The following is a 25,706-nucleotide window of genomic DNA, read 5'->3' as shown; positions in this document are numbered from 1 at the left end:
GGAGCGGTGTTCATTAGCATGGGCGGAACAGCGGGAGGTCCTTCATGACGCAGCCGGACATGCCCACACCGCCGTGGGAGCGTCCGCCCAAGCGACGTACGCCGGCCAGGGTGCCCCTCACCCGTGAGCGAATCGTCGACGCCGCCTACACGGTCCTCGACCGCGAGGGCTACGACCGGCTGAGCATGCGGCAGGTCGCCGCCGAGCTCGGTGTCGCCGTTTCGGCGCTGTACGTGCACGTACGCGACAAGGACGAACTGCTGCAGCTCATGTACACCCGCATGTTCGAGGGCTACGAGATTCCGGAGCCGGACCCCGAGCACTGGCGGGAGCAGGTCAAGGATTTCGCCCGCCAGGCGCGTGAGCGGCTGCTCAGCCGTCGCGACCTGACGAAGCTCGCGATGGGGCACGTCCCGTTCACGCCGGAGCTGCTCCCCTACGTGGAGCGGCTGATGGCCGTCCTCGGCGCCTCCGGGATGCCGCGGCGGGTCCTGGCCATCTCCGGCGACATGCTGTCCACGTACGTCAACGGGTTCGCGCTGGAGGAGAGCCTCTGGCAGCAGCGCTACCGCGAGACCCACAGCTCGTGGCACAAGCTGCGCGACGAGATCAACGACTACTTCGCCTCCCTGCCGCCCGACCGGTTCCCGAACCTGGTCGCGCTCGCCGACATCATGATCGACGAGTCGAACGACTACCGGTTCGAGCTCGGCCTGGAGATCATCCTGCGCGGCCTCGCCTCCTACATCGGCGAGCCGGACCCCGGCGAGGAGGGCAAGGAGAGCGAGGAGGCCTAAGCGACCTCGCGGATCCGGGGCGCGATCAGGACCGGCAGGTGGGCGAGCGTGTAGACCCCACAAGCGGCCCAGAACGCGACGCGCACCCCGGCGAGCTGGCCGAGCGTGCCCGCCAGCAGGCCGCCGAGCGGCATCGCGCCCCACATCAGGAAGCGCATGGTGGCGCTCAGCCGGCCGAGCAGATGCGGCGGGCAGATCGACTGACGGTAGGCCCCCTGCGCCACGCTGAAGACGGTGGTCGCCACCCCGCTCGCGGCCAGGGCCACTGGAAGGATCAGCAGCCGGGGGCCCGCCGCCGTCAGTGCGAGCGGGGCGGTGCACACCGTGGCCGCCCACGCCGAGGCGTACATGGCCCGCCCCCTTCCCAGGCGGGCCGCGATCCGCGGGGCGAGCCAGGCGCCGGCCACCCCGCCCACCGCACCGGCCGACAGCAGCATGCCGTACGTGCCAGGGCTGGTGCCGACCTCGCGGACGAGGTAGAGCGGCACCGTGGCCGACCACAGGCCGAACGACAGCATCATCAGCGCTCCGACGGCGGCGACCCGGCGCAGGACGGGCTGCCCCGCGACGAACGAGAGCCCCTCGGCGATCTCCGTCCACAGCCGGCCTCCGCCCCGGGCGTCCCTTCCGTCGGGCTTCTCGTCCGCGCGTACGCCGAGGAGCAGCAGCGCGGACCCGGCGTAGCTCAGCGCGTCGGCGACCACCGCGATCGGGGCGGTGAGCGCCTGCACCAGCCAGCCGCCGATCCCCGGGCCCGCGAGCTGGGCGAGCGACTGGTTCGCGGCGAGCGTGCCGTGCCCGCGGGCGAGGTCCTCCCTGCCGACGATCGCCGGGAGATAGCTCTGGTGGGCGACGTCGAAGAAGACCGTGCACAGCCCGTTCAGCAGGGCCACGGCGTACATCTGGGGCAGGCCGAGCACGCCGAGCACGCCCGCGGCCGGGATCGACAGCAGCGCCAGCGCGCGGACCACGTCGGCGGCGACCAGCACGGGACGGCGCCGCATCCGGTCCACCCAGGCTCCCGCGGGCAGGCCGACCAGCAGGAACGCCGCCATCTCGGCGGCGGTGAGCAGCCCCACCTGGAACGGGCTCGCGTGGAGGGTGAGCGCCGCCGTGAGCGGCAGGGCGACCAGGGAGACCTCGCTGCCGAGCTTGCTGATCGCGTCGGCCCCGGCGTATCGCCGGAAGTCCCTGACGCGCCACAGGCTTCCGCTCGCCACCGCAGACATGCGGACGATGCTGACACCACGATAGTTAGATGGTCAAACCAATTGCCGGGCCCCGCGCGAGTAGGCTGGCGGCGTGCAGGCGACGGTGCAGAGCTTCGACCCAGCGACCCGTTCGGGCTGGGCCTTCCTCGACGACGGCACCCGGATCCCCTTCGACGGCGAGGCGTTCGACGCCGGGCCGCTGCGGCACCTGCGCCCCGGCCAGCGGGTCGCCCTCGTCATGGCGGACGGCCGCGTCACCTACGTGACGCTCTCCACGTTCCCGACGCCCTGAATCGCCAGTCGGCTTCTCGGCCGTGAACGACCGAGCTTGCGGCTCCTCGCTCGCGACCCGCGCGTGGGCACCCTGCTGCGCGGATTCGGCTCCCCCGCCCCGCCGGTCATCCCGTGAGGGTCCCCTGACCAGGGCGGGTTTGACCCGGTGACCCGGCCGGGGTTCTACTGGAGAGGCTCCTGCGTGAAGGGGCGAGAGATCGACCGGCGCCGCCGGCGGCCATCCGCCGCACCAGGGGCGTCACGACCGTGAGGAGGTGGTCGGGATGACTTCCGGCAGTAGTCCGCAACCGTCCCATCCCGTCACCCTCCCCGGCACGACGCGCGGCTCCGGCGTCGTCGAGGCGGTCGCCGCCCGCTGTCAGGCAAGGTGACGGGTTCTCATCCGTGCCGCACGTCCGGCATGAGACAGGAGGTCCGTCATGACGATCACGATTTCCGTTCCGAACACGCTGCCGCAGATCCTGGCCCGGACGGCCCGTGTCCTGTTCCCCGTCCTGATGCCACTCGCCCTCGCGCTGGTGGGTTCCGCCGAGGTGGGAATCGGCCTGCAGGTGGGGCTGGACATCGGGCTGCTGGTCCTCCGGCACCTGCTGGGGATGTGAGAAGAACCGGGCCCCGGGCGCCCGTCTGCGGCGATGTCGTGGCGAGCGTCCGGCGGGGTCCAGGGCGGGGCGGGGCCTATGCCCTCACCCGGCCGGCCCCGGGACTCCAGATAGCGCTGCTCGGCGATGCTGGCGGTGGCCTTCGCGGCGCGCCGGTAATGCTCGTACGCCCCGGCCATGTCGCCGGTCTTCTCCAGCAGATGCGCCCGTACGGACAGCAGCCGGTGATGCCCGGCCATCCGCTCGTCACCGTCCAGGCCGGACAGCAGGGCCAGCCCGGCCCGTGGGCCCTCGACCTCGGCGAGCGCGATGGCCCGGTTGAGGGTGACCATCGGGTTGGGCGCGATCCGCTCCAGGATCAGGTAGAGGGCGTGCACCTGCGACCAGTCGGTCTCCCCGGCCGCGGCCGCGCCGCCGTGCGTGGCGGCGATGGCGGCCTGCAGCTGGTAAGGCCCCAGCGCCGGGCCGGCCAGCGACGCCTTGACCAGCTCGACGCCCTCGTCGATCAGCCCGCGATCCCACTTCGTGCGGTCCTGCTCGTCCAGCGGCACCAGGTCGCCGGCCGGGGTCGTACGGGCATCCCGGCGGGCGTGGGTCAGCAGCATCCGCGCGAGCAGCCCGGTCACCTCGCCGTCCTCGGGCAGCTGGGCGTGCACCATCCGGGTCAGCCGGATCGCCTCGTACGCGAGGTCGGCGCGGTGCAGCTCGCTGCCCGAGGAGGCGGTGTACCCCTCATTGAAGATCAGGTAGAGCACGTGGAGGACGACCCGGAGCCGCTCCTGGAGCTCCGCGCCGTCCGGCAGGCCGAACCAGCTGCCGGCGGCCTTGATGCGCTGCTTGGCCCGGCTGATCCTGGCCGCCATGGTGGCCTCGGGCACCAGGAACGCGCGGGCGATCTCGGCGGTGGTCAGGCCGCCGACCGCTCGCAGCGTCAGGGCGATCTGGGAGGCGCGCTCAGGCGGGCGACGGCACGCGCAGCGCGATCATGGCGACGTCGTCCTCCCCCGTCACCGGCATTTCGGTGAGCAGCTCGTCACAGAACCGGCCCAGGGGTTCGCGGGCGAGCGGCTCCGCGCACCGCCGCAACCGTTCGAGGCCCTCACCGAGGTCCTCTCCCCGCCGCTCGATGAGGCCGTCGGTGTAGAGCAGCAGGGTGCTGTGCGGCGGCAACGGCGCCACGGCACTGGTCCACGGGCGGCCGTGGTACAGGCCGAGGAGGGGGTTGCCCGCGTCCTCGAGGAAGCGGCCCTGTCCGTCGCCGGTCACCAGCAGCGGCGGCGGATGCCCGGCCACCGAGTACGCCAGCTGCCACACGCCGTCGCGGTCCCTTTCCAGGCGGCTCAGCACGCAGGTCGCCGTGCTCTCGCCGTTCAGGGTCTCCAGGGCTCTGTTCAGCCGCCGCAGGACGTCGCCCGGGGATTCGTCACGGTCGACGGCGAGAGCCCGCAGCATGTTCCGCACCTGGCTCATGCAGACGGCGGCGCCGAGATCGTGCCCGGCCACGTCCCCGATGACCAGTTTGACGGCGCCGCAGGACAGCTGGAACGCGTCGTACCAGTCTCCGCCGATCTCCGCGGCGGTCGGGCTCGCCTGGTAGCGGGCCGCGAGCTGTAGCCCGGGAATATGGGGCGGCTCGGCCAGCAGGCTGTGCTGCAGGGCCAGCGCCACCCGCTGAGTCCGGCGGAAGCGCAGAGCCTTGCTGATCGCGTCGTGCGCGTGGTCGAGCATCTCCCGCATCAGGTGAACGTCGTCCGGCGCGATGGGCGGGCGCTCCCCGCAGACGGCGGTCGCGACCACGGCCGCCACCTCGCCCTCGACGACGATCGGCAGGAGGGCCATGCTGTGCGATCGGGCCTCGGCCAGCCACTTCGTGACCTTGTCGGCGCAGGGGAACGGGGGACGTCCGGGAGGGAAGGACACGTGGACGGGGCCGCGCCGCCGCACCGCGCGTACGAACCCGCTGTCGACGGGGTGATACTCCTTGCGCCGCGGGGGCAGCGTCGGCAGGCCCGGGCGCACGGCGGCGGCGGCACACTCGGTGACGATCGGCGTGTGGGGGAGGCTACCGCTCGACTCGGGGAGCAGGTAGATGTGGCACGCGTCGGCGAGCTCCGGCACGATCACGCCGGCGATCGCCTGGCACATCTCCTCCAGGTTGGTGATGTCGGTGGCCGCGGCCGCGGCGAGGTCCAGCAGACGGCGGCGCCGCTCCTCCTGCCACTCCTGCTCGACGTCGGCGGAGGCGCCCACCCACTCCACCACGGCGCCGTCCTCGTACACCGGCACGGCCCGGAACCGGATGTGCCGGTATGCGCCGTCCGAGGCCGCGACGCGGAAGACCTGCTCCCAGACCGGGTTCGCCAGCTCGACGGCCCGCGTCCAGGCGTCCAGAGCCCGCTCGCGGTCCTCGGGATGCAGGGCCCGCAGCCAGCCGTAACCGCGGCTCTCCTCCAGTGTCTGCCCCGAGATGCGCTGCCAGCCCCGGCTCACCTCCCTGACCTCGCCGTCGGGACCGGTCACCCACACCATGTGCGCGCCCGCCCACGCCATGCTCCGGTAACGGCGCTGAAGGCGGCGCAGCTCCTTCTCCAGGTCGCGGGTCCGCGGCATGGCGTCGGCCCGCCCCGTGACCTCCTGCGCCGTGACCTCCTGCGCCACCGCCAGCAGCCCGCTCTCGCCGCCGGGCAGGGGGATCCCGGAAAGGCTCACCCGGAAGAGGCGCTCGCGTGGTCCGCCGCCGGGATCGGCCACGGTCGCGGAGACCTCGTCGACGCACACGGTCTCCCCGGTTGTCAGGACGTCGCCGAGCACCCCGGGGAAGTTCGGTCCGAGGATGTCGCGCAGGGCCTTCCAGGCCGGCGCGCCGATCGGCCGGTTCCCGGCCATCGCGCGGAAGGCGTCGTTGATGTAGAGGAGCCGGTGATCCTTCCCCCGGGTAACCAGGACTCCGACCGGTGCCCGGTCGAACACGTCCAGCGCCACCCGGCTGGACTCAGGTTTTTGGCCGACTTGCACTACTTTTTCCCCCGGTCGAACCGTATGCACGCGATCGGTGGGTCCCCCGCATATGCGCCCCTCGACTCGCTTACCTGCAGACTACACACGTTTGCACAGGTCAAGGGTAGGGTCGGCGCCCTCCCGCGGCCGAGAGCGCCGGGGCATACAACGACGAACGGCGCCCGGGGGCTCCGAGCGCCGTCCACTGGTACCGGTGGGGCCGGCTACTTCTTCTTGGCAGCCTTGCCACCCGCGTTGACCTGCTCCTTGAAGTCCGCGCCGGGACGGAACCTCGGCGCCCAGCTCTCCTCCACCTTGATCGGATCGCCGGTGGAAGGGTTGCGGGCCGTACGCGCCGGCTTGTGCACCATCTCGAATGCGCCGAACCCGGTGATCGAGACCTTGTCACCGCTCGCGACAGCACCCTGGATGGCGTCGAGGACGGCGTTGACGGCCTCGGTCGCCGTCTTCTTGTCGCCGACACGATCCGTGATCGCGTCGACGAGTTCTTTCTTGTTCATTTCGGTTTCCTCCCCCTTACGCGCTTGAAATTAGGGGACGAGGTCGCGGGACTTCAATCACCGGGGGGCATGTTTCGCCTGCTCGGCGTGTCGAATGTGCCGTCCAGACAGGCGATGAAGGCGTCCAGCCGGGCGGCCGCACGGGCTATGTCCCGCTTTGCCACGTCACAGATAGCAAGCAGCCGTCGCGCCAGGCGGGCCTGCTCCTCCTGTGGTAAGGCTAACGCTCTGACGCGGCGATGCGCATCACGCAGTCGCCGCGCCAGCAGCTCATCAGCGGTCTGAGGTTCGTTCAGACGGTCGTCGGCAGCCATGGCTGCCGTCCATTCTCGTACTCCTCGATGGTGTCCGCGTGACGCAGGGTCAGGCCGATGTCGTCGAGGCCCTCCATCAGCCGCCAGCGGGTGTAGTCGTCGATCTCGAACGAGGCCACCAGGTCGCCCGAGCGCACCTGGCGTTCGACCAGGTCGACGGTGATCTCCGTCTTCGGGTCGGCCTCGGCCGCGTCCTGCAGGCGCTCGACCACGTCCTCGGGCAGGATGACCGGCAGCAGGCCCATCTTCGTGGAGTTGTTCCGGAAGATGTCGCCGAACCGCGAGGCGATCACGACGCGGAAGCCGTACTGCTGCAGGGCCCAGACGGCGTGCTCCCGGGAGGAGCCGGTGCCGAAGTCGGGCCCGGAGACCAGGATCGACGCGCCCTCGTACGCGGGGTCGTTCAGCACGAACGACGGGTCCTCGCGCCAGGCGGCGAACAGGCCCTTCTCGAAGCCCGTACGGCTGACCTGCTTCAGCCAGACCGCCGGGATGATCTGGTCGGTGTCCACGTTGCTGCGGCGCAGCGGCACGGCCCGGCCGGTGTGTGTGGTGAAGGCATCCATGATGATCTCTTCCTGCGACGTGGGGCGGACTAGAGGTCGGCGGGGGCGGTCAGCCGGCCGGTGACGGCGGTCGCGGCCGCCACCTGCGGCGACACGAGATGGGTGCGCCCGCCCTTGCCCTGGCGGCCCTCGAAGTTGCGGTTGGAGGTCGAGGCGCTGCGCTCGCCCGGCTTCAGGGTGTCGGGGTTCATGCCCAGGCACATCGAGCATCCGGCCTCGCGCCACTCGGCACCGGCCGCCTTGAAGACCTCGTGCAGGCCCTCCTCCTCTGCCGCCTTCTTGACGCCCATGGAGCCCGGGACGATCAGCGTGCGGGTGACGACCGTGCGGCCGCGCAGGATCTCGGCGGCCGCGCGCAGGTCCTCGATGCGGCCGTTGGTGCAGGAGCCGACGAAGACGGTGTCCACCTGGATGTCACGCAGCGGCGTGCCCGCGGTCAGGCCCATGTACTCCAGCGCCCGCTCGGCGGCGGACCGCTCGACCGGGTCGGCGAACTGCTCGGGCGACGGCACCGCGGAGCCGAGCGGCGCGCCCTGGCCCGGGTTGGTGCCCCACGTGACGAACGGCGTGAGGGTGGAGGCGTCGATCTCCACGACCCTGTCGAACTCGGCGTCGTCGTCGGTGCGCAGCGTCTTCCAGTACTCCACCGCCCGGTCCCAGGCCTCGCCCGTGGGGGCGTGAGCACGGCCGCGCAGGTACTCGAACGTGGTCTCGTCGGGGGCGATCATGCCCGCCCGGGCGCCGGCCTCGATCGACATGTTGCAGACGGTCATGCGGCCCTCCATGGAGAGCTTGCGCACGGCCTCGCCCCGGTACTCGACGATGTAGCCCTGACCGCCGCCGGTGCCGATCTTCGCGATGATCGCCAGGATCAGGTCCTTGGCGGTCACGCCGACCGGCAGCTCGCCCTTGACCTCGATGGCCATCGTCTTGGGCCGGTAGGCCGGCAGCGTCTGGGTGGCCAGCACGTGCTCGACCTCGGAGGTCCCGATGCCGAACGCGATCGCGCCGAACGCCCCGTGGGTCGAGGTGTGCGAGTCGCCGCAGACGATCGTCATGCCGGGCTGGGTGAGTCCGAACTGCGGGCCGATGATGTGCACCACGCCCTGGCCGGCGTCGCCCATCGGGTGCAGGCGGATGCCGAACTCCGCGGCGTTCTTGCGCAGCGTCTCGACCTGCGTGCGGGACACCGGGTCGGAGATGGGCCCGAGCACGGTCGGGACGTTGTGGTCCTCGGTGGCGATCGTGAGGTCCGGGCGGCGTACGGCGCGGCCGGCCATGCGCAGGCCGTCGAAGGCCTGCGGGCTGGTCACCTCGTGAATGAGGTGCAGGTCGATGTAGAGCAGGTCGGGCTCGCCTTCGGCACGGCGTACGACGTGCTGCTCCCAGACTTTCTCAGCCAGTGTGCGACCCATGGTTGTGACGCCTCCTCGCGTTCAGACCCCCGGTCGTGTCTCTCATCGTGAGACGGGAATATCGGGATATGGACACTGTATCTGCTGATTCCCAACATTGCGTTTGCATCTCGTATGGCGAGACGGCAGTATCGGGGTATGGACAACTCTAGCGGGGTCGGAGTACTCGACAAGGCGGTTCTCGTACTCAACGCCCTGGAGGCGGGCCCCGCTTCCCTGGCACAGCTCGTCCAGGCGACCGGCCTGGCCAGGCCGACGGCCCACCGGCTGGCCGTCGCGCTGGAGCACCACCGCATCGTCTCCCGCGACACGCAGGGCCGGTTCATCCTCGGGCCCCGTCTTTCTGAGCTGTCCACCGCCGCGGGCGAGGACCGGTTGCTGGCCGTCGCCGGGCCGGTGCTCACCCAGCTTCGCGACCTCACCGGGGAGAGCGCTCAACTTTACCGCCGCCAGGGCGACGAGCGGGTCTGCGTGGCCGCCGCCGAGCGCGCCAGCGGACTGCGCGACACCGTGCCGGTCGGCTCCGCGCTGCCCATGACCGCGGGGTCCGCCGCGCAGATCCTGCTCGCCTGGGAGGAGCCCGACCGGCTGCACCGCGGCCTGCGCGGCGCCAAGTTCACCGCCGCCACCCTCGCGAGCGTACGCAGGAGGGGCTGGGCGCACAGCGTCGGCGAGCGCGAGCAGGGCGTGGCGAGCGTCTCCGCGCCCATCCGCGGCGCCGGCGGCAAGGTGATCGCCGCGGTCTCCGTGTCCGGCCCGATAGAGCGGCTGACCCGTACGCCCGGCCGGATGCACGCCGCTCCCGTCGTCGCCGCCGCCGAGCGGATAACCGAAGCCATGCGGCGCGCGAACTGATCGAAGAGCGGTGTCCCGAAAGCCCTGGTGCCCCTCCCGCCGATCTTCGCCCCGTCGCGTCGCCCAGAGCCGCACCTCGCCGCGTCCTCGCCCCACCACGAAGATTCCTCGCAGGCTCGGAATCTCCGCGGGGCCCGGGGAAGATCGCTCGTAGGCTCCGCTACGAGCTCCTCCTCCGCCTTGCGATGCACCACTCTGGACACCGCTCCTTCCGGGCAAATCCTGGCGGTCGCGGCACTAGGCTGGCGGAGTGACAGACCGCATCGAGGCAGCCGCCGCTGAACTGCGTCCCCTGCTCCAAGAATTCATCCTCTGGGCGCCGGAGAACGCACCCGGCAGCGACCCCGATCTCGTGGGCGCCGTCGCCCTGTGGCACCGCCTGATCGCCCGCACCGACGTGGGGCTGTGGAAACGCGGTGACCTGCGCGCGGTCCTGCTCGAGCGCATGCCCCAGGTGGTCGAGGACCCCGACGCCGCCGCCGACGGCATGATCCCGGCCGTCCGGGCGTACCTGACGTTCCTGTCGGGCACCGGACGGCTCTCGCCGGGCTCGGCGTCTCTGGAGAGCCTGCTCGCGGAGCTGGACGAGGTCGAGGACGACTTCGTGGACGCGATGGAGGACGCCATAGCCGAGCGTGACTGGGACGAGGAGGAGGACGAGCTCGACGAGGACGAGGCCGACGAGGGCCTCGGCGACTTCGAGCCGTTCACCGACGAGATCGGGGCCCTGCCCACGATCCGGCTGCGTCCCGACACCGAACTCGCCGAGGCGGCCCGCGGGGTGACGCTCATCGCGCAGGCCCGCGACCTGGCGCTGTGGGTCGGCACCGGGCGCAAGGTGGGCGAGGAGACCCTGCTCACCGAATCCGAGGTGGACGAGGCCGTGCGCACGCTCGGCCTGCCGGACGCGCGCAACATCTGGAATCTGTGGAATCTCGCGATCGACTTGGAGTTCCTCGCCCCTGACGGCGACGACACGGTCAGCGTGGACTCCGACACCGCCGCCTGGCCCTTCGAGGACGACGACGACGTCCTGGACGCCTGGATGCTCGGCCTGCACTCGCTCGACTACGGCGACCCGGAACTGGACGACGACGACCTCACTCTGGCCCTGTCCGGCCTGACCCGGGCGCTGCTGATCCGCGTGCTGCTGGCCGGCGGCACGCGGCCGGTGTCCTCCCTGCGCGAGGAGCTGGCCGAGGCCGCGGCGGAGTACGACGACCTGGGCGCCGACGCCTGGGCCGCGGCCGGCGACCCGCTCGCCTCCGTGCTCGCCTGGCTCACCGGATACGGCATGGTCACCGTCGAGGGGGACGCGGTGACCTTGACGCCGCTCGGCACCGAGGGCCTCGTCCACCTGCTGGACGACGAGGACATCGAGATCGACGCGCGGCCCGCGATCGACGCCATGACCGCCCTCGACCTGCTGTCGTTCAGCGCCGACATGTCCGAGGAGGAGGCCGACGAGGAGTTCGCCGCCTGGCTCGCGCTGCGCGACCCCGCGCGGGCCGCCTCCGAGTTGCTCGAGGCCGCCGCCGAGGAGGAGTCGGACGCTCTCGTGCGGGTCCAGGCGGCCAGCCTGGTGGGCTCGCTGGGCGAGGCCGCCATCCCGGCCTGGCAGGAGGCGCTGGAGGAGCCCTCGTTGCGGCCGTACGCCGCGACGCACCTGACCCAGATGGACGTCGAGGACGCCCCGGAGCCGACCCAGGCGGACACCCACTGGCTGATCCTCGACATGTGGACGATCTCCGCCGGGCTCGGCCGGCCGGAGTTCGTGTCCAGCCTGCACGACATCGGCCCCGCCCAGACGCTCATCGGGCTGCTCGACGTGATCTGGAAGGTCAGCCACCCTCACCTCGAGGAGTTGCTGGAGCTCATCGGCGAGACCCATCCGGACAAGCAGGTGGTGAAGGCCGCCAAGCGGGCGCTGTTCAAGGCGCGCTCGGGACGGTAGCCGCCCGTCCGCACGACTCTTAAGGCCGCCCTGCCTCACGCAGGGCGGCCTTCCTTTCGGAGCGAAGGGCATTCAGGCCGGTCGTCGTTTCCGCCTGGCGGAATGACCCGCTTCGACGCAGCGCCCGGACTTAGTCTGGGTGCGTGACGCCGATCACACTGATGGTGAGCCCGATGGCGGGGTGGCAGCAGGCCGTGGACCTCGCCATCGCGCTCGTGTTGTCAGCGGCCATCGGGGTCGAGCGGGAGATCCGGCAGAAGAGCGCCGGGCTGCGCACCCACACGCTCGTGGGGTTCGGCGCCGCGCTGTTCATGCTCGTGTCCAAGCACGGCTTCTCCGACGTCCTCGGCGACTCCGTGGTGCTCGACCCGTCCCGGGTGGCGGCGCAGATCGTCTCCGGCATCGGCTTCATCGGCGGCGGGCTGATCTTCGTACGCCGCGACGCGGTCAAGGGGCTGACCACCGCCGCCGCCGTCTGGCTCACCGCCGGAGTCGGCATGGCCGCGGGGGCGGGCCTGTGGCCGCTGGCCGTCATGGCCACGGTGGGCAACTTCGTCGTGATGCTGGGACTCACCCCGCTGGCCGCCCGGCTCCCCCGCTCCAGACATGCCCAGTCGCGGCTGCGGCTGTCGTACGTGGACGGCCGGGGCGTGCTGCGGCAGGCTCTGGCCGAGTGCACGAGCCGCCGATTCGTGATCGACGAACTGTCGCTGGAGCAGCCCGGCCAGGGCCGGGACGGCGGCACGGTCACCGTCACCCTGCTGATCCACGGCCCTGGCTCGGTCGGGGACCTCACGAGCAGGCTCGCCGAGGTCGAGGGTGTGCTCGTCGTGTCCTGCGACGACGCCAACGCCCAGCACTTCTAGTCGGCGGGCGGCGGGTAGAGCCCGAGCTGCGCGAGCAGCTCCAGCTGGTCGTAATAGACCTGATAGCTGACCACCAGCCCGTTCTCGAGCGTGATGACCTCGCAGGAGCGCACGAAGAAGCGCCGTCCTGTCGGCGGCGCCTCCTCACCGTCCGGCAACAGCAGCGGGCCCTTGTGCGTGCCGGTGAGTGTGACCTCGTCCACCGCGCAGTCGCCGACGTCGATCGTGCGCCAGACCGACCGACGGTAGTCCGGGAAGGCGGTGAAGAACCGCATCACAACCCACGCGATCTCCTCACGTCCGTCGGCCGTGCCCTCGGGGCTGACGAGCGCGCACCCCGGATCGAACAGCAGCATCGCGCCGTCCGTGTCATGGGCGTCGAAACAGACGGCCCATCTGGTCCATGACCTCCCGTGCCCGTGTCACCGCGTCCATCACCTCCGTTACTTTCACCTCCCAGCGTAGGCCGCGGTGCGAGAGGCCCCTCCACGGCAGGAGGGGCGAAACGACTCACAGCCCGTGAGCGTACGAGGCGTTCGAAACCGTCCAGCAGGGCCGTCAGTCCCACGTCGAAGTGGTCGCCGCGCCCGGACCCGTCGGCGCCCCGCGCGAGCAGGTTGTAGCCGGGAGCGCCCGGAGCGGGCTTTCTGCTGCGGCGCAGCCCGCCCAGCTGTGCGGCGGTGAGAGCAGCACGTGCCCCACGGTGAACTCCTGAACGCAGCGGATCGCCTGGAGCGCGAGCGGCGGCGTGAAGCCGGCGTCGCACAGGATGGCCACGGCCCGGTCGCCGCAGAGACGTACCGAGGGTTCTCGACGATGTAGCCCCCGCCGGATTCGCACCCGCGCAGCGGGCCATGAGCAGGACGCGGCGCCCCGTAACGGCGAAAACCCCCGGCACGGGGAAGCGCCGAGGGTTCTCGATGATGTAGCCCCGACCGGATTCGAACCGGCGCTACCGCCTTGAGAGGGCGGCGTCCTAGGCCACTAGACGACGGAGCCGAGTGCAGTGAAGTAGTCCCGAGCGGATTCGAACCGCCGTTACCGCCTTGAGAGGGCGGCGTCCTAGGCCACTAGACGACGGGACCTTGCACTGCGCTGTTTCCAGCAGAATCCCTTGAGGGGATCCAGCTGGGGTACCAGGACTCGAACCTAGACTAACGGAGCCAGAATCCGTCGGGCTGCCAATTACCCCATACCCCATCTGCTTGCGGGGGCCTCGCGGCTCCCGCTTGCGACTCCGAAAGAATAGCCCAGCTTGCGGCGCACTACCAAAACGATTGCGGCGCGCCTCGCGATCTCGTGATCCGATCCTCCTCCACAAGGGGCGTCCGGCCCTTCCGGGTGAGGGGTCCGGTCCTCTCGGTGAGGGGTCGGGTCCTCCTGTGCGAGGCTGGGACAAACGTCAGCACCACGTGAGGAGCCGCCAGCCATGACCTCGGCCGCGAACCCCTTCCTCAGCCCGAGCGCCCTGCCGTACGGGCTGCCCCCCTTCCAGGAGATCAGGGAGGAGCACTACGCGCCGGCGTTCGAGCAGGGCATGGCCGAGCACCTCGCGGAGGTCGAGGCGATCGCGGAGAACCCGGAGTCCCCGACGTTCGAGAACACCATCGAGGCGCTGGAGAAGTCCGGCGCTCTGCTCGACCGAGTCTCCGCGGTGTTCTTCAATCAGGCGTCCTCCGACTCGACGTCCGGCGTCCAGGAGATCCAGAAGGACGTCACGCCGAAGCTCGCCAAGCACGCCGACGCGATCCACCTCAACGCGAAGCTGTTCGCGCGTATCCAGGCGGTGGAGGCGGCCGACGAGGAGCAGCGGTGGCTGCTGAAGCGCTACGTCACCGATTTCACGCGTGCGGGGGCGACGCTGGGCCCGCAGGACCAGTCCAGGCTCAGGGAGATCAACGAGCGGCTGTCGGCCCTGGGGACGGCGTTCCAGCAGAACCTGCTCGCCGACACCAACGAGCGGGCGGTGGTGGTCGAGGACGCGGCCGAGCTCGACGGGTTGTCGCAGGATGCGATCCAGGCGCTCGCCGACCAGGCCGGCGAGCGCGGGCTGGACGGCAAGTATCTGATCTCTCTTGTCCTGCCCACCGGTCAGCCCGCCCTGGCCGAGCTGACCAACCGGTCGTTGCGTGAGCGGATCCACCGGGCCTCGGTCGGACGGGGCGCGGCGAACGCAGAGCTGATCAAGGAGATGGCGGTCCTGCGCCGGGAACGCGCACGGCTGCTGGGTTACGAGAACCACGCGGAGTACGTGCTGGCCGACCAGACGGCGGGCACGACTCAGGCCGTCACCGAGATGCTCGAGCGGCTCGTGCCGCCGGCCGTGGCCAACGCGCGCAAGGAGCAGGCGGACCTGGAGGAGATCGCAGGGCACCCGATTCAGCCGTGGGACTGGGCGTTCTACTCCGAGAAGGTGCGCAAGGCCCGCTACGACATCGACAGCCGGCGCATGCGGCCCTACTTCGAACTGAACACGGTGCTGGAGAGAGGCGTCTTCAACGCGGCGAGCCGCCTGTACGGCGTCACTTTCCACGAGCGCCCCGACCTGTACGGCTACCACCCGGAGGTGCGGGTCTTCGAGGTGCGCGACGAGGACGACTCTCCGCTGGGCCTGTTCCTCGGCGACTTCCACGCCAGGGCCTCCAAGCGGGGCGGGGCGTGGATGAACAGCCTGGTGAGGCAGTCGGGCCTGGAGGGCACCAGGCCGGTCGTGGTCAACAACCTCAACATCGTCAAGGGCGAGCCGACGCTGCTGACGTTCGACGAGGTCAACACGATGTTCCACGAGTTCGGGCACGCGCTGCACGGGTTGTTCTCAGACGTGCGCTACCCCCGGTTCTCGGGCACGGCCGTGCCGCGCGACTTCGTCGAGTACCCCTCCCAGGTGAACGAGATGTGGGCGACCCGTCCGGAGATCCTCGCCGAGTACGCCAGGCACCATGAGACGGGCGAGCCGATGCCGCAGGACCTCGTCGACCGGATGCTGGAGACGCAGAAGTTCAACCAGGGCTTCGCGACGCTGGAGTATCTGGCCGCGACCCTGCTCGACTGGGCCTGGCATACGGCGTACGACGGCGAGCAGGACGTCGAGGAGTTCGAGCGGCGGGCGCTCAGGGAGGCCGGAGTGGACCTGCCGACCGTGCCGCCGCGGTATCGGAGCACGTATTTCGCCCACATCTGGGCGGGCGGCTACAGCGCCGGCTACTACTCCTACATCTGGAGCGAGGTGCTCGACGCCGACACCGTGGAGTGGTTCGACGAGAACGGAGGGCTGCGCCGGGAGAACGGCGACACCTTCCGCCGGTCCCTGCTGTCCCGGGGTGGCAGCCTCGACTCCATGACGGCGTTCCGCGACTTCCGCGGCCGAGACCCGGAGATCACTCCCCTGCTGGACCGCCGCGGCCTCCGCTGACCCCCACCCGCCCACCGTCCGTGATCGTGCGGTCGTCGCAGGCAGGCCATCCGGCCCGCGTCACGTCTGTTCGTGCCGCTCACACCGCCGAGCAGCGCGAACGCCGTTCGTGACCTCGCAGTCGCGAGGTCACGAACGGCATGGCCGCGGGCAGGACCACGAGCGCGGCCGCCACCGCACGATCACGCGGCGGGTTCGCCCTGGTCAGCGGCCACCGTTGCGGCACACTACGAGATCACGATGTGGCTTCGGGGAGGCGGGTGAGGGCGGCGCGGACCCGGTCGAGTGAGCGCTCGCGGCCCAGCACCTCGATCGACTCGAACAGCGGCAGGCCCACGGTCCTGCCGGTGATCGCCACGCGGACGGGGGCCTGCGCCTTCCCGAGCTTGAGCCCGTGAGCGAGGCCGACCTCCTCCAGGGCGGTCTTGAGTGACTCGGGGTCCCAACTGACCGTCTCCAGCCGCTCGGCGTACCCGGCCAGAATCCCGGCCGCCCCCGCCTTCATCCCCTTGTCCCACGACGCCTGGTCGAAGACCGGCTCGTCGAGGAACAGGAAGTCGACGTTGGCGGTGACCTCCGAGAGCACGGCGACCCGGGTCTGCACCAGCTCGGCCACGCGGGCGAACACCGAGCGGTCCCAGGACGGGTCGAGCCACGGCTCGCACCGGGCGATGAACACCTCGCGGGGCAGCGCCCTGATGTACTCGCCGTTGAAGGCCCGCAGCTTCTTCTCGTCGAAGAACGCCGGCGCCTGGTTCACGTCCTCCAGCCGGAACAGCGGCATCATCTCCGCCCACGGCATGATCTCGCGGTCGTCGCCGGGCCCCCAGCCGAGCAGCATGAGGTAGTTGACCATCGCCTCGGCGAGGTAGCCCTCGTCGCGGTAGGACTCCAGGGCGACCTTGTCGCGGCGCTTGGACAGCTTCTGCCGCTTCTCGTTCACGATCACCGGCACGTGCGACCACACCGGCGGCTCCGCGCCGAGCGCCCTCCACAGCAGCTGCTGCTTGGGCGTGTTGGACAGGTGCTCCTCGGCGCGGATCACGTGATCGATCCGCATCTCCATGTCGTCCACGACGTTGGCGAGGATGAACAGCGGCGAGCCGTCCCCGCGGACGATGACGAAGTCCTCCATCGCCGAGTTGGGGAACTCCACCCGCCCGCGGACCTTGTCGTTCACGACCGTCACGCCCTCGTCGGGCGTGCGGAACCGCACGGCGCCCTCGGTCAGGCCGCGGTCGCGGCAGTGGCCGTCGTAGCCCTGGTGCTCGGAGCCGGTCCTGGCCTTCACGTCGTCGCGCGTGCAGGTGCAGTGATAGGCCTTGCCGTCCTTGAGCAGCTTGGCCGCGGCCTCACGGTGCTGCTGCTCGTAGGCGGACTGGAAGTACGGCCCCTCGAAGTGCGGCGAGTCGCCGTTGATGCCGATCCAGGCGAGGGCCGAGATGATGCCCTCCGTCCACTCGGGCCTGTTGCGTGCCGCGTCCGTGTCCTCGATGCGCAGCACGAACGTGCCGCCGGACTGCTCGGCGACCGCCCAGTTGAACAGCGCGGAGCGCGCGCCGCCGACGTGGAACATGCCGGTGGGCGAAGGGGCGAAGCGGACCCTAGTCACGTGAGATCACCCGGTTAGTGAGAGTTCCGATTCCTTCGATGGAGACGCCGACCTCGTCGCCCACGGACATCGGGCCCACCCCGGCGGGCGTGCCGGTCAGGATGACGTCGCCGGGCAGCAGGGTCATGACCGCGCTCACGTACGCGACGAGCGCGGGGATGTCGTGCAGCAGAAGGGAGGTGCGGGCGCTCTGCCTGACCTCGCCGTTGAGCGTCGTGGTGATCGCCAGGTCGGCCGGGTCGAGTTCGGTCTCGATCCAGGGCCCGAGCGGGCAGAACGTGTCGAAGCCCTTGGCCCTGGTCCACTGGCCGTCCCTGGACTGCAGGTCACGCGCGGTCACGTCGTTGGCACAGGTGTAGCCGAAGATCACTTCGCTCGCGCGCTCGGCGGGCACGTCACGGCACAGCCGGCCGATCACCACGGCCAGCTCGCCCTCGTAGTCGACCCGCTCCGACAGCTTGCCCGGATAGGCGATCGCCTCCGACGGGCCGATCACGGTCGTGTTGGGCTTGAGGAACACGACCGGCTCCGCCGGGGGCTCGCCGCCCATCTCCCTGGCGTGGTCGGCGTAGTTCTTGCCGATAGCGACGATCTTGCTGGGCAGCATGGGCGCGACCAGGCGGACCTCGGCCACCGGGAACCTCTCGCCGGTGAACTCCACCCCGCCGAAGGGGTGCCCGCCGATGCGGGCGATCACCTGTTCGCCCTCTTCCACCACGCCGAAGGCGACCTGGTCGCCCATCGAGAACCTCGCGATACGCACGTCACGAGCCTAGTGCCGCCCGGCTGCCGGGCGTACGTAAGGTGGTCACGTACCAGGTGGGTTGTCGAGCGTACGGGAGTCGATGTGCCTTCGGTCGTGAAGATCAACGTGCTGACCGTGCCCGAGGATATGCGGCGCGAGCTGGAGAAGCGGTTCGCCGGCCGGGCCGGGATGGTGGAGTCCGCCGACGGGTTCGAGTGGTTCGAGCTGCTGCGGCCGGTGGAGGGCAGCGACCGCTACCTCGTCTACACGCGCTGGCGCAGCGAGGAGGACTTCCGGCGCTGGCAGGAGAGCCGGGCGTTCCAGGCGGGGCACGCGCAGGCCGCCGCCGAGGCCTCCGCGCAGGGCCAGAGCCACGGACACGGGCAGGAGCAGGGCCACGGACACGGCCACGGGCAGGGCGGCCCGGCCGCGACCGACTCCGAGCTGTGGACGTTCGAGGTCGTGGAGAGCACCGGCCCCAAGCAAGAGGGCTGAGCCACGTCCGTTGACGTTCGAACGCCCCCGGTCATGTGTGACCGGGGGCGTTCAGGCGTCGAGCGGGCCGCGTTCACGACGTCCGGGGGGCTTTTACGGCGTGCGGGGGAGGTTCACGCGTCGAGCGGGTTGGCGGCGATCCGGGCGCTGACCCCGCCCGCGACGGAGCCGGCCGCCGCGCAACCCGGCTTGCGCCGGGCCTGCCCCTCGAAGGCGGCGAGGAACTCCGCGCCGAACCCGAGCCGGGGATGGCGCGCGAGCACGGCGGCCCGGACGTCCGCCGGGAACTCCTCGGGCCGCCGTCCCGACACGTCCCACGACGTCGCCACCTGCAGCAGGTGCGACTCGGGGTCCTCGGACGCGCCGACCGCGTCGCGCATGTGCATGACGATGATCTTCTCGGCGTGCGCCGCCCTCTCCGGCGGCCATCCGGCGGACGTGCCGAAGACCCAGGCGAGCCGTCCCCCCGCCTCCTCGAACGCCACCTCGTGACTGTCGAAGGTCTCGGTCAGCCCGATGTCGTGGAGCAGGGAGGACACGTAGTACAGCTCGTCGTCGAAGCCGATCCCGTGCGCCCGGGCGTACCCGGCGCCCCACAGGTATGACCTGATCGAGTGGTTGAGCAGCGCGGGCGAGCAGAAGCGGGTGGCGACGGCGAGCGCGGCCGCCGCGGCGGGTGTTTCGGGGAACGTCTCTGAGAACGGAACCGGCATGGCCCCCAGGCTGGCAGAGCGGGCCGGCCGGGCGCGAGCGGCCATGCGGCCACTTCCACACGATCCGGGCCAGAACCCATGGGCGCGCCATGGCATTCCGGCCATGACGTTCCACCGGGTGGCGGTCGTGAGCAGTTGCGCAGTTGTAACCCAAGCGACTTGACCAGATCGCCAGAATCCGGACAGCATGAGCGGCTCCCCAATTCGATCTCGGAAGGGAAACCGGCGTGCTCCGCCGCCTCTCAGTCCTCTCCCTGTCGGCCGTCCTCCCGCTGACCGCGCTCACCGGGCTCACCGGGCTCACCGTGCTCACGGGGGCCGCGCCCGCCCGGGCGCAGGCCCCGCACCGCACGCCCGAGTGCCAGGGGGACTGGCTGCCCGCCACCCCCACCTCCGGCGACGTCGTGAACGGCAAGCTGTCCTTCCTCGGCCTGCCCGCGGTCACGGTGGGCAAGGACGTCGACTGGCGCGTGGACCCGTACAAGAACCGGTCCTGGCAGATGGTGTTCCAGTCGCTGCGGTGGATGGGCCGGCTCGTGGCCGACTACGAGTCGACCGGCGAGGAGACCTACCTCAGCCGGGCCACCGAGATCGCCGAGGACTGGGTCACGGACAACCCGTACGGCGGGCGCACGACCAGCCCGTACGCCTGGGCCGAGCACCCGATCGCGCTGCGCGCCCCGGCCCTGGTATGCCTGAGCAGGTACGTGAAGGCCGACTGGCTGAAGAACAGCCTCGCCCTGCACGCCAAGCTGCTGTCGAACCCCAAGAACTACGAGCTCGGCCACAACCACGGGCTCGACCAGGACATCGGCCTGCTGCGCATCGGCTGCCGCTACGGGAACCCGAAGTGGAAGAACCTCGCGGTGAGCCGCATGGTGAAGTCGATGAAGCTCGACATCGACGGGCAGGGCGCGTTGCGCGAGCAGGCGCCGCGCTACGCCATCTACGTGCACGACCGGCTCAGGGTGGCGGTCGACACCATCAAGGACTGCGAGATGAAGGTCCCGGCGGCGCTGGCCACCCGGTGGGAGAGCCTGCCGCGGCACATCAGCGCCGCCACCCAGCCCAACGGCTACATGGTGCCGATCGGCGACGGGCCCGCCGACGTCCAGCCGGCCGCCTTCGACCACGCCAAGTCGACCGTGCAGGTCTTCGACGCCGGGTACGTCTTCGGCCGCACCGCCTGGAACGACCCCAAGTCGGCCTACTACTCGATCCGCTTCGGGCCGGCGCTGAAGTTCCACGGCCACGAGGACCACATGGGCGTGACCTACTACGCCCAGGGCCGCTCGATCCTCACGGAGGCGGGCTTCGTCTCGTACGAGAACACTCCGTACCGCCGGTGGACGCTGAGCCCGGAGGCGCACAACGTGCCGATCCTCGTGGGCAGGAAGTTCCGCGGGCACACGCCCACCCCGCTCGTGGCCAAGTCCGTGCGCAAGGACCGGCAGACGTTCACGGTCACCGACAAGGCGTACGGCGTGCCGCGCAAGCGGTCGGTGCTGGTCAACCATCGCGAGGACGTGATGGCGGTGCTCGACAGCGGCGGCGGGAAGCTCCGGAACCTGTGGCACCTCGACCCCGGGCTGAAGGTCGTGTCCAACGAGGGCGGGCAGATCGTGGTGGGCGACGGCGGGTGGAAGGCGTCCATCGTCCAGCTCGCGATGCCGTCGTGCAAGCCCGTCGGCGGGCAGCGGGTGGTGCGCGGGCAGACCTCGCCCTACCAGGGCTGGGTCTCGCCGGGTTACATGCGCAAGGAGCCGGCTCCGGTGATCGTCTCGCCCGTGGCGAAGTCGTTGCTGACCGTGGTGGTGCCCGGGACCGACCGGCCGGAGGTCACCTGCTCAGCACGCACTCTGATCGTTCACACCCCGGCCGGTTCGGTCACGCTGCGCGCGAGCTCGTCCGGCACTCTGTCGTAGTCACGACCAGGCCTCCTCCCCCGGCAGGAGGCCTGCGGGCGGCTATCCGTACACGGACGGCGTCGGTGAGCCGCCTGCCAGCTGCTGGGCCTGGTCGGGAACGTGGCCGAGCTTGTCGACCTCGTGCGCCAGTCCCTCCAGGACCGCACGCAGCTGCACCTGCGTGACGTCCGCGAACGTGCGCAGGTAGGCGATCCTGCGCTCGAGTTCCTCGGCCTCCGCGCTCTGCAGCCCGTGGCCCGCCTCGCGGTAGGCGCCGACCGCCTGGTTGGCGGCCTCCTCCGCCTGCCGCTGCGCCTCCATCAGGAGTTCCTCGTACTGCTGGCGGGCCTGGCCCACGATGCGCCGCGCGTAGTCCTCCGCCTCCGCGATCTGGGCGTCGGCGGTCTGCTGCGCGCGGGACAGGATGTTGATGGCGTCGACGTTGAGCGACTGGGGAGCGGCGCCCTGTTCCGGGTTGAGGCCGTGTTCCTTGTACCACTGCTTCATACGGTCGATGTACGCCCGCAGGTCCGCCTTCTCCTTGTCACTGGCGGCCATGTCCTCCGCCACGCGGTAGAGGAACGCCCGCACCTCGTCCTCGCTGTAACCGCGGCGCCCGAGCGATGTGCGCGTGAACTCCTGCTTGCGGACCCGATCCGGGGTGAGGGGCTGGCGCTCGCCCGCCGGGCTTCCCCAAGGCATCTCTGCCGTCATGACTCCCGACCTTTGTCGCTCGTGAACTCGTCGAAGTGGATCTGCTCGGAGGGCACGCCGGCGTCCAGCAGCCGTCCGACGGTCGCCTGCGCCATCTCCTCCGAGCCGCAGACGTAGACGTGCTGGCCACGCCATCCCTGCAGCGCCACGTCCACCGCGTAACCGCGGGTGCCCCGGTAGAAGGGGTCGTGGGAGACGACCGGCACGACGTTCAGCCAGGGGTGTTCGGCGGCCATCTTGGCCAGCGACTCGTAGTCGTACAGCTCCCTGGAGTTCCGGGCGCCGACGACGAGGTCCACCCTGCGCGTCGGACCCTCGTAGGCGATCTGCTCCACGAGCGCCTTGAGCGGCGCGAGGCCGGTGCCGCCCGCGATCATGAGCAGGTCGCCCTGGGCGTCCGGGGGGAGCGTCAGCCGTTCCCCCACGGCCGCGCCCACGCGCAGCATGTCGCCCCGCCGCGCGCCCATGACGAGCGCGGAGCTGAGCACGCCACCGTCGACCATGCGTACGTGCAGATCGATGGTGTTGTCCTGGCGGGGCGCGTTGGCGAACGAGTAGTACCGCCAGACGCGCGGGCGCATGGCGTAGGAGATCGACGCCGACTGGCCCGGCCGGAAGGGGTACTGGTAGTTCAGCCGCGCGCGGATGACGGCGATGCCGAGGGTGCGCATCTCGTGGCCGATGATCTCGGCCTCCCACCAGGGCGGGGAGACCTTCGACGACTCGTTGGCGGCCTCGACCATCACCTGGGCGACCAGGTTGTACGCCTGGGTCCAGTCGTGCGCGAGCGCGGGAGTCCACCGATCGGAGAGGAAGTGCTCGAGCGTGGCGAGCAGTGCCTGGCCGACGGCCGGGTAGTGCGTGGCGGTGACCCCGAACTTGCGGTGGTCGCGGCCGAGCTGCTGGAGGAACGGGACGACTTCCTCCACCCGGTCGACGTTGCTGACGACCTGCCCGAGCGCGGTCACGAGCTTGTCGCGCTGGCGTGCCATCGACACCGGGAACATGTCCCGTACGTCCGGGTTCATCAGGAAAAGAACCGAATAGAAGTACAGCGGCACCTGGTCGCCCGACCGGGAGACAAGGTGCCAGCTGTCCTTGAGAGCCTGCGTGTCCACTCAGTCGGCCGTTTCCACGGGTTCGGCCACGATGGACGACTTCACCTTGCCGAGGACGAGGCCGACGTCGCGCAGGATGTCCTCGCCGACGCCGCTCTCCTGCAGGACCGCGAAGAGGTGCTCGCCCACCTTGTCGTAGTGGGCGGAGGTGACGCCCATGCCGGCGTGCGCCTCGCCCAGGTCTCGTCCCTCGTACGGCTCCGGGCCACCCAGGACCGAGCACAGCAGCATGACCATGTGCCGCTTCAGCCGGGGCATGTCGATGCCGGCGAAGTACGGCTTCAGATCGTCGTCGCCGAGCACGCGCTCGTAGAAGCGGTCGACGACGTCGCGCACCACCGGTGCGCCGCCGATCTGGTCATAGTATGACGACGAGGTGATCACAGACCCTCCCATTCCGGGTGCACCAGCGAGGGGGATGACTGGGGGCCGAAAATTCTCGAACCGGACACAGTCACGCGGCTGGTCATGGTGACAGACATGGCTTGGCTCCCACGACGCCGACCGTCTCTGATAGAAAGATCAGCAGCCGACGGCGGGCGCCGCGACAGTACGGAGTTCAGTGCACAGGTGCTTGTTTGCCTTCACCCTCCGTTGAGCCAGAGCGGGGCGCTGAGGCTGGAACCGCGGCCGGGATCGCCGATCGTGGCGAAGACCGCCTCAGGAGCTTCGCCTATCTAAGCACTAACTAGACCAAATGTCACTAAAACCACAGGCGTTCTTACACGTCCAGTGATCATCCCATTGCACACTGATTGCCCGAATGATGCCATACTCCGATGGTTCAGGCGCTGTGCCCCGCCCGCAGCAGCCCGTAGGTCACCGCCTGCTCCAACGCCTGCCAGGACGCCTCGATGACGTTCTCGGCGACCCCGACCGTGGCCCACTCGCCGGTCGCGTCGCTTGAGGTGATCAGCACCCGGGTCACCGCGTCCGTGCCGTGCGTGCCCTCCAGGATGCGGACCTTGAAGTCGATCAGCTCGACCTCGGCCAGCTCGGGGTAGAGCTTCTCCAGCGCCAGCCGCACCGCCCTGTCGAGCGCGTTGACCGGGCCGTTCCCCTCGCCGGTCGCGACGATCCGCTCGTCCTTCGCGTGGAGCTTCACGGTCGCCTCGCTGACCACGTCGCCGCCGGGGCGGCGCTCGACGATCACCCGCCACGACTCGACGGTGAAGTAGCGCCGGCGCTCGCCGACCGTGTCGCGCAGCAGCAGCTCGAACGACGCGTCGGCCGCCTCGAAGGTGTGCCCCTTCGCCTCCAGCTCCTTGACCCGGTCGACCAGCTGCCTGGACTGCTCGCCGGTGAGCTCGTAGCCCAGCTCGCGGCCCTTCAGCTCGACCGAGGCGCGGCCGGCCATGTCGGAGACCAGCATGCGCATGTCGTTGCCGACCTCGGCGGGGTCGATGTGCTGGTAGAGGTTCGGGTCCACCTTGATCGCCGACGCGTGCAGGCCCGCCTTGTGCGCGAAGGCCGAGGTCCCGACGTACGGCTGATGCGAGTTCGGCGTGACGTTGGTGACCTCGGTGATCGCGTGGGCGATGCGGGTCATCTCGCGCAGCGACTGCGGCGGCACGAGGTCGAATCCCCGCTTGAGCTGGAGGTTCGCGACCACGGTGAACAGGTTGGCGTTGCCGGAGCGCTCGCCGTACCCGTTGGCGCAGCCCTGCACGTGCGTGGCGCCGGCCTTGACCGCGGCCAGCGTGTTGGCGACCGCGCAACCGGTGTCGTCGTGGCAGTGGATGCCGATGCGGGCCCCGGTGCCCGCCGCCTCGTGCACCACGTCGGCCAGCTCGTCGGGAAGCATGCCGCCGTTGGTGTCGCACAACGCGATCACCGACGCCCCGGCCTCCGCGGCCGTGCGCAGCACCTCCAGCGCGTACGCCGGGTTGGACCGGTAGCCGTCGAAGAAGTGCTCGGCGTCGAGGAAGACGCGCTGGCCCTCCGCCGCCAGGTGGGAGACCGTGTCGCGGATCATCGCGAGGTTCTCCTCCAGCGTGGTGCGGAGGGCCAGTTCCACGTGGCGGTCGTGGCTCTTGGCCACGAGCGTCACGATCGGCGCGCCGGATTCGCGCAGCGCGGCCACCAAGGGGTCGTCGGCGGCCTTTACGCCCGCCCGGCGGGTCGCGCCGAACGCGGCGAGCTGCGCGTGCTTGAGGTCGAGCTCGGTCTGAGCCCGCCGGAAGAACTCGGTGTCCTTGGGGTTGGCGCCCGGCCAGCCGCCTTCGATGAAGCCGACGCCGAGGCCGTCCAGGTGCCGTGCGATGGCCAGCTTGTCGGCGACCGTGAGGTTCAGCCCCTCCTGCTGGGCGCCGTCACGGAGCGTCGTGTCGTACACGTGGAAACGATCGTCGGCCATCTCTGTGTCTCCTTCGCGGGGTTGTGTCTCGCCGCGCGCACGGGCCCCTGCCACCATCGGCCCCAAACAAAAAGACCCCTCACGGACGTGAGAGGTCTGCGCGCCGGCGAGTGTCCTTCAGCCGGCGCGCCTGCCGATAATGAGCAGACCGTAGTACATGGTGCTGAGCAGTTTGCCACAGCCGGTCACCCTCTGGCACATCGATCTCATAGTACGAGATATCGGGGAGTGTTCGCGCAGGT

General features: G+C 70.4%; 23 protein-coding genes, 3 tRNA genes and 1 pseudogene. 8 read left to right on the top strand and 19 right to left on the bottom strand.

Going from position 1 to position 25,706, the window contains the following annotated elements; all coding sequences use genetic code 11:
• Positions 1-44: 44 nt before the first annotated feature.
• Complete coding sequence (locus AB0O28_RS25010; protein ID WP_363644052.1) at positions 45-797, top strand: TetR/AcrR family transcriptional regulator; 753 nt, start codon at positions 45-47, stop codon at positions 795-797.
• On the opposite strand, the gene AB0O28_RS25005 is transcribed toward AB0O28_RS25010, so the two are convergent.
• Complete coding sequence (locus AB0O28_RS25005) at positions 794-2,026, bottom strand: MFS transporter (RefSeq protein ID WP_363644050.1); 1,233 nt, start codon at positions 2,024-2,026, stop codon at positions 794-796. The genes AB0O28_RS25010 and AB0O28_RS25005 overlap by 4 nt on opposite strands.
• 73 nt (positions 2,027-2,099) lie before the next feature.
• Between AB0O28_RS25005 and AB0O28_RS25000 the strand changes: the two genes are divergently transcribed.
• Entirely contained in the window at positions 2,100-2,300 is a 201-nt protein-coding gene (locus AB0O28_RS25000; protein WP_363644048.1) for a hypothetical protein, read from the top strand.
• Positions 2,301-2,660: 360 nt separating this feature from the next.
• Here the strand turns inward: AB0O28_RS25000 and AB0O28_RS24995 are convergent, their stop codons facing one another.
• From AB0O28_RS24995 to leuC, 6 genes are all read right to left on the bottom strand, one after another.
• On the bottom strand, positions 2,661-3,839 hold the full coding sequence (locus AB0O28_RS24995) for a DUF6596 domain-containing protein (RefSeq protein ID WP_363644191.1): 1,179 nt from the start codon (positions 3,837-3,839) through the stop codon (positions 2,661-2,663).
• 19 nt (positions 3,840-3,858) lie between these two features.
• Entirely contained in the window at positions 3,859-5,919 is a 2,061-nt protein-coding gene (locus AB0O28_RS24990; protein WP_363644046.1) for a SpoIIE family protein phosphatase, read from the bottom strand.
• A gap of 206 nt (positions 5,920-6,125) precedes the next feature.
• The gene (locus AB0O28_RS24985) at positions 6,126-6,422 is read right to left on the bottom strand and encodes an HU family DNA-binding protein (protein WP_111698130.1); all 297 of its coding nucleotides are present in this window, start codon (positions 6,420-6,422) and stop codon (positions 6,126-6,128) included.
• Between the two features lie 53 nt (positions 6,423-6,475).
• On the bottom strand, positions 6,476-6,736 hold the full coding sequence (locus tag AB0O28_RS24980) for a hypothetical protein (protein WP_363644044.1): 261 nt from the start codon (positions 6,734-6,736) through the stop codon (positions 6,476-6,478).
• Entirely contained in the window at positions 6,715-7,302 is a 588-nt protein-coding gene (gene leuD / locus AB0O28_RS24975; protein WP_363644042.1) for a 3-isopropylmalate dehydratase small subunit, read from the bottom strand. The genes AB0O28_RS24980 and leuD overlap by 22 nt, the downstream gene beginning before the upstream one ends.
• 29 nt (positions 7,303-7,331) lie before the next feature.
• A complete protein-coding gene (gene leuC, locus AB0O28_RS24970; protein ID WP_363644040.1) occupies positions 7,332-8,717 on the bottom strand; it encodes a 3-isopropylmalate dehydratase large subunit in 1,386 nt (461 codons plus the stop codon).
• 138 nt (positions 8,718-8,855) lie between these two features.
• Here leuC and AB0O28_RS24965 point away from each other — a divergent pair, with 138 nt between their 5' ends.
• The 3 genes from AB0O28_RS24965 to AB0O28_RS24955 all read left to right on the top strand — a co-directional run bounded on the left by AB0O28_RS24965 (position 8,856) and on the right by AB0O28_RS24955 (position 12,392).
• The gene (locus tag AB0O28_RS24965; RefSeq protein ID WP_079312748.1) at positions 8,856-9,572 is read left to right on the top strand and encodes an IclR family transcriptional regulator; all 717 of its coding nucleotides are present in this window, start codon (positions 8,856-8,858) and stop codon (positions 9,570-9,572) included.
• Between the two features lie 250 nt (positions 9,573-9,822).
• The gene (locus tag AB0O28_RS24960) at positions 9,823-11,526 is read left to right on the top strand and encodes a hypothetical protein (protein WP_363644037.1); all 1,704 of its coding nucleotides are present in this window, start codon (positions 9,823-9,825) and stop codon (positions 11,524-11,526) included.
• A 143-nt stretch (positions 11,527-11,669) separates the two neighbouring features.
• A complete protein-coding gene (locus AB0O28_RS24955) occupies positions 11,670-12,392 on the top strand; it encodes an MgtC/SapB family protein (RefSeq protein ID WP_363644035.1) in 723 nt (240 codons plus the stop codon).
• Here the strand turns inward: AB0O28_RS24955 and AB0O28_RS24950 are convergent.
• From AB0O28_RS24950 to AB0O28_RS24930, 5 genes and pseudogenes are all read right to left on the bottom strand, one after another.
• Positions 12,389-12,781, bottom strand: a pseudogene (locus AB0O28_RS24950) (ester cyclase); the annotation flags it as partial. The gene AB0O28_RS24955 and the pseudogene AB0O28_RS24950 overlap by 4 nt on opposite strands.
• Before the next feature lie 169 nt (positions 12,782-12,950).
• A complete protein-coding gene (locus tag AB0O28_RS24945) occupies positions 12,951-13,169 on the bottom strand; it encodes a hypothetical protein (protein WP_363644033.1) in 219 nt (72 codons plus the stop codon).
• A gap of 149 nt (positions 13,170-13,318) precedes the next feature.
• A tRNA-Glu gene (locus AB0O28_RS24940) sits at positions 13,319-13,391 on the bottom strand.
• A 13-nt stretch (positions 13,392-13,404) separates the two neighbouring features.
• Positions 13,405-13,477 (bottom strand) — tRNA-Glu (locus tag AB0O28_RS24935).
• A gap of 43 nt (positions 13,478-13,520) precedes the next feature.
• Positions 13,521-13,592, bottom strand: a tRNA-Gln gene (locus AB0O28_RS24930).
• Between the two features lie 229 nt (positions 13,593-13,821).
• Between AB0O28_RS24930 and AB0O28_RS24925 the strand changes: the two genes are divergently transcribed.
• Positions 13,822-15,804 carry a M3 family metallopeptidase gene (locus tag AB0O28_RS24925; RefSeq protein WP_363644031.1) on the top strand — a complete coding sequence of 661 codons (1,983 nt, stop codon included), beginning with the start codon at positions 13,822-13,824 and terminating at the stop codon, positions 15,802-15,804.
• A gap of 235 nt (positions 15,805-16,039) precedes the next feature.
• Here AB0O28_RS24925 and gltX read toward each other — a convergent pair whose 3' ends face one another.
• Positions 16,040-17,416 (bottom strand): glutamate--tRNA ligase, encoded by a 1,377-nt coding sequence (gene gltX, locus AB0O28_RS24920; RefSeq protein ID WP_363644029.1) that lies wholly within the window; start codon positions 17,414-17,416, stop codon positions 16,040-16,042.
• Positions 17,409-18,179, bottom strand: coding sequence for a fumarylacetoacetate hydrolase family protein (locus AB0O28_RS24915; protein ID WP_363644027.1), 771 nt, complete (start codon positions 18,177-18,179; stop codon positions 17,409-17,411). The genes gltX and AB0O28_RS24915 overlap by 8 nt, the downstream gene beginning before the upstream one ends.
• Before the next feature lie 84 nt (positions 18,180-18,263).
• On the opposite strand from AB0O28_RS24915, the gene AB0O28_RS24910 reads away from it, so the two are divergent.
• Positions 18,264-18,656 (top strand): antibiotic biosynthesis monooxygenase, encoded by a 393-nt coding sequence (locus tag AB0O28_RS24910; RefSeq protein ID WP_363644025.1) that lies wholly within the window; start codon positions 18,264-18,266, stop codon positions 18,654-18,656.
• Positions 18,657-18,769: 113 nt separating this feature from the next.
• Here the strand turns inward: AB0O28_RS24910 and AB0O28_RS24905 are convergent, their stop codons facing one another.
• The gene (locus AB0O28_RS24905; protein ID WP_363644023.1) at positions 18,770-19,369 is read right to left on the bottom strand and encodes an HD domain-containing protein; all 600 of its coding nucleotides are present in this window, start codon (positions 19,367-19,369) and stop codon (positions 18,770-18,772) included.
• Between the two features lie 227 nt (positions 19,370-19,596).
• Between AB0O28_RS24905 and AB0O28_RS24900 the strand changes: the two genes are divergently transcribed.
• Positions 19,597-21,294 carry a heparinase II/III family protein gene (locus tag AB0O28_RS24900; protein ID WP_363644021.1) on the top strand — a complete coding sequence of 566 codons (1,698 nt, stop codon included), beginning with the start codon at positions 19,597-19,599 and terminating at the stop codon, positions 21,292-21,294.
• A 42-nt stretch (positions 21,295-21,336) separates the two neighbouring features.
• On the opposite strand, the gene AB0O28_RS24895 is transcribed toward AB0O28_RS24900, so the two are convergent.
• The 4 genes from AB0O28_RS24895 to cimA all read right to left on the bottom strand — a co-directional run bounded on the left by AB0O28_RS24895 (position 21,337) and on the right by cimA (position 25,464).
• Complete coding sequence (locus AB0O28_RS24895) at positions 21,337-21,990, bottom strand: DivIVA domain-containing protein (protein ID WP_363644019.1); 654 nt, start codon at positions 21,988-21,990, stop codon at positions 21,337-21,339.
• Positions 21,987-23,108, bottom strand: a complete 1,122-nt coding sequence (locus AB0O28_RS24890) for a globin domain-containing protein (RefSeq protein WP_363644017.1) — start codon at positions 23,106-23,108, stop codon at positions 21,987-21,989. The genes AB0O28_RS24895 and AB0O28_RS24890 overlap by 4 nt, the downstream gene beginning before the upstream one ends.
• Positions 23,109-23,492 (bottom strand): group 1 truncated hemoglobin, encoded by a 384-nt coding sequence (locus tag AB0O28_RS24885; RefSeq protein WP_363644015.1) that lies wholly within the window; start codon positions 23,490-23,492, stop codon positions 23,109-23,111.
• Between the two features lie 400 nt (positions 23,493-23,892).
• On the bottom strand, positions 23,893-25,464 hold the full coding sequence (gene cimA / locus AB0O28_RS24880; RefSeq protein WP_363644013.1) for a citramalate synthase: 1,572 nt from the start codon (positions 25,462-25,464) through the stop codon (positions 23,893-23,895).
• Between the last annotated feature and the right edge of the window lie 242 nt (positions 25,465-25,706).

Origin of the sequence: Microbispora sp. NPDC088329, from assembly GCF_040685655.1 — a bacterium.
Lineage (GTDB): Bacteria > Actinomycetota > Actinomycetes > Streptosporangiales > Streptosporangiaceae > Microbispora.
This window is presented reverse-complemented; position numbering and strand designations above follow the sequence as displayed.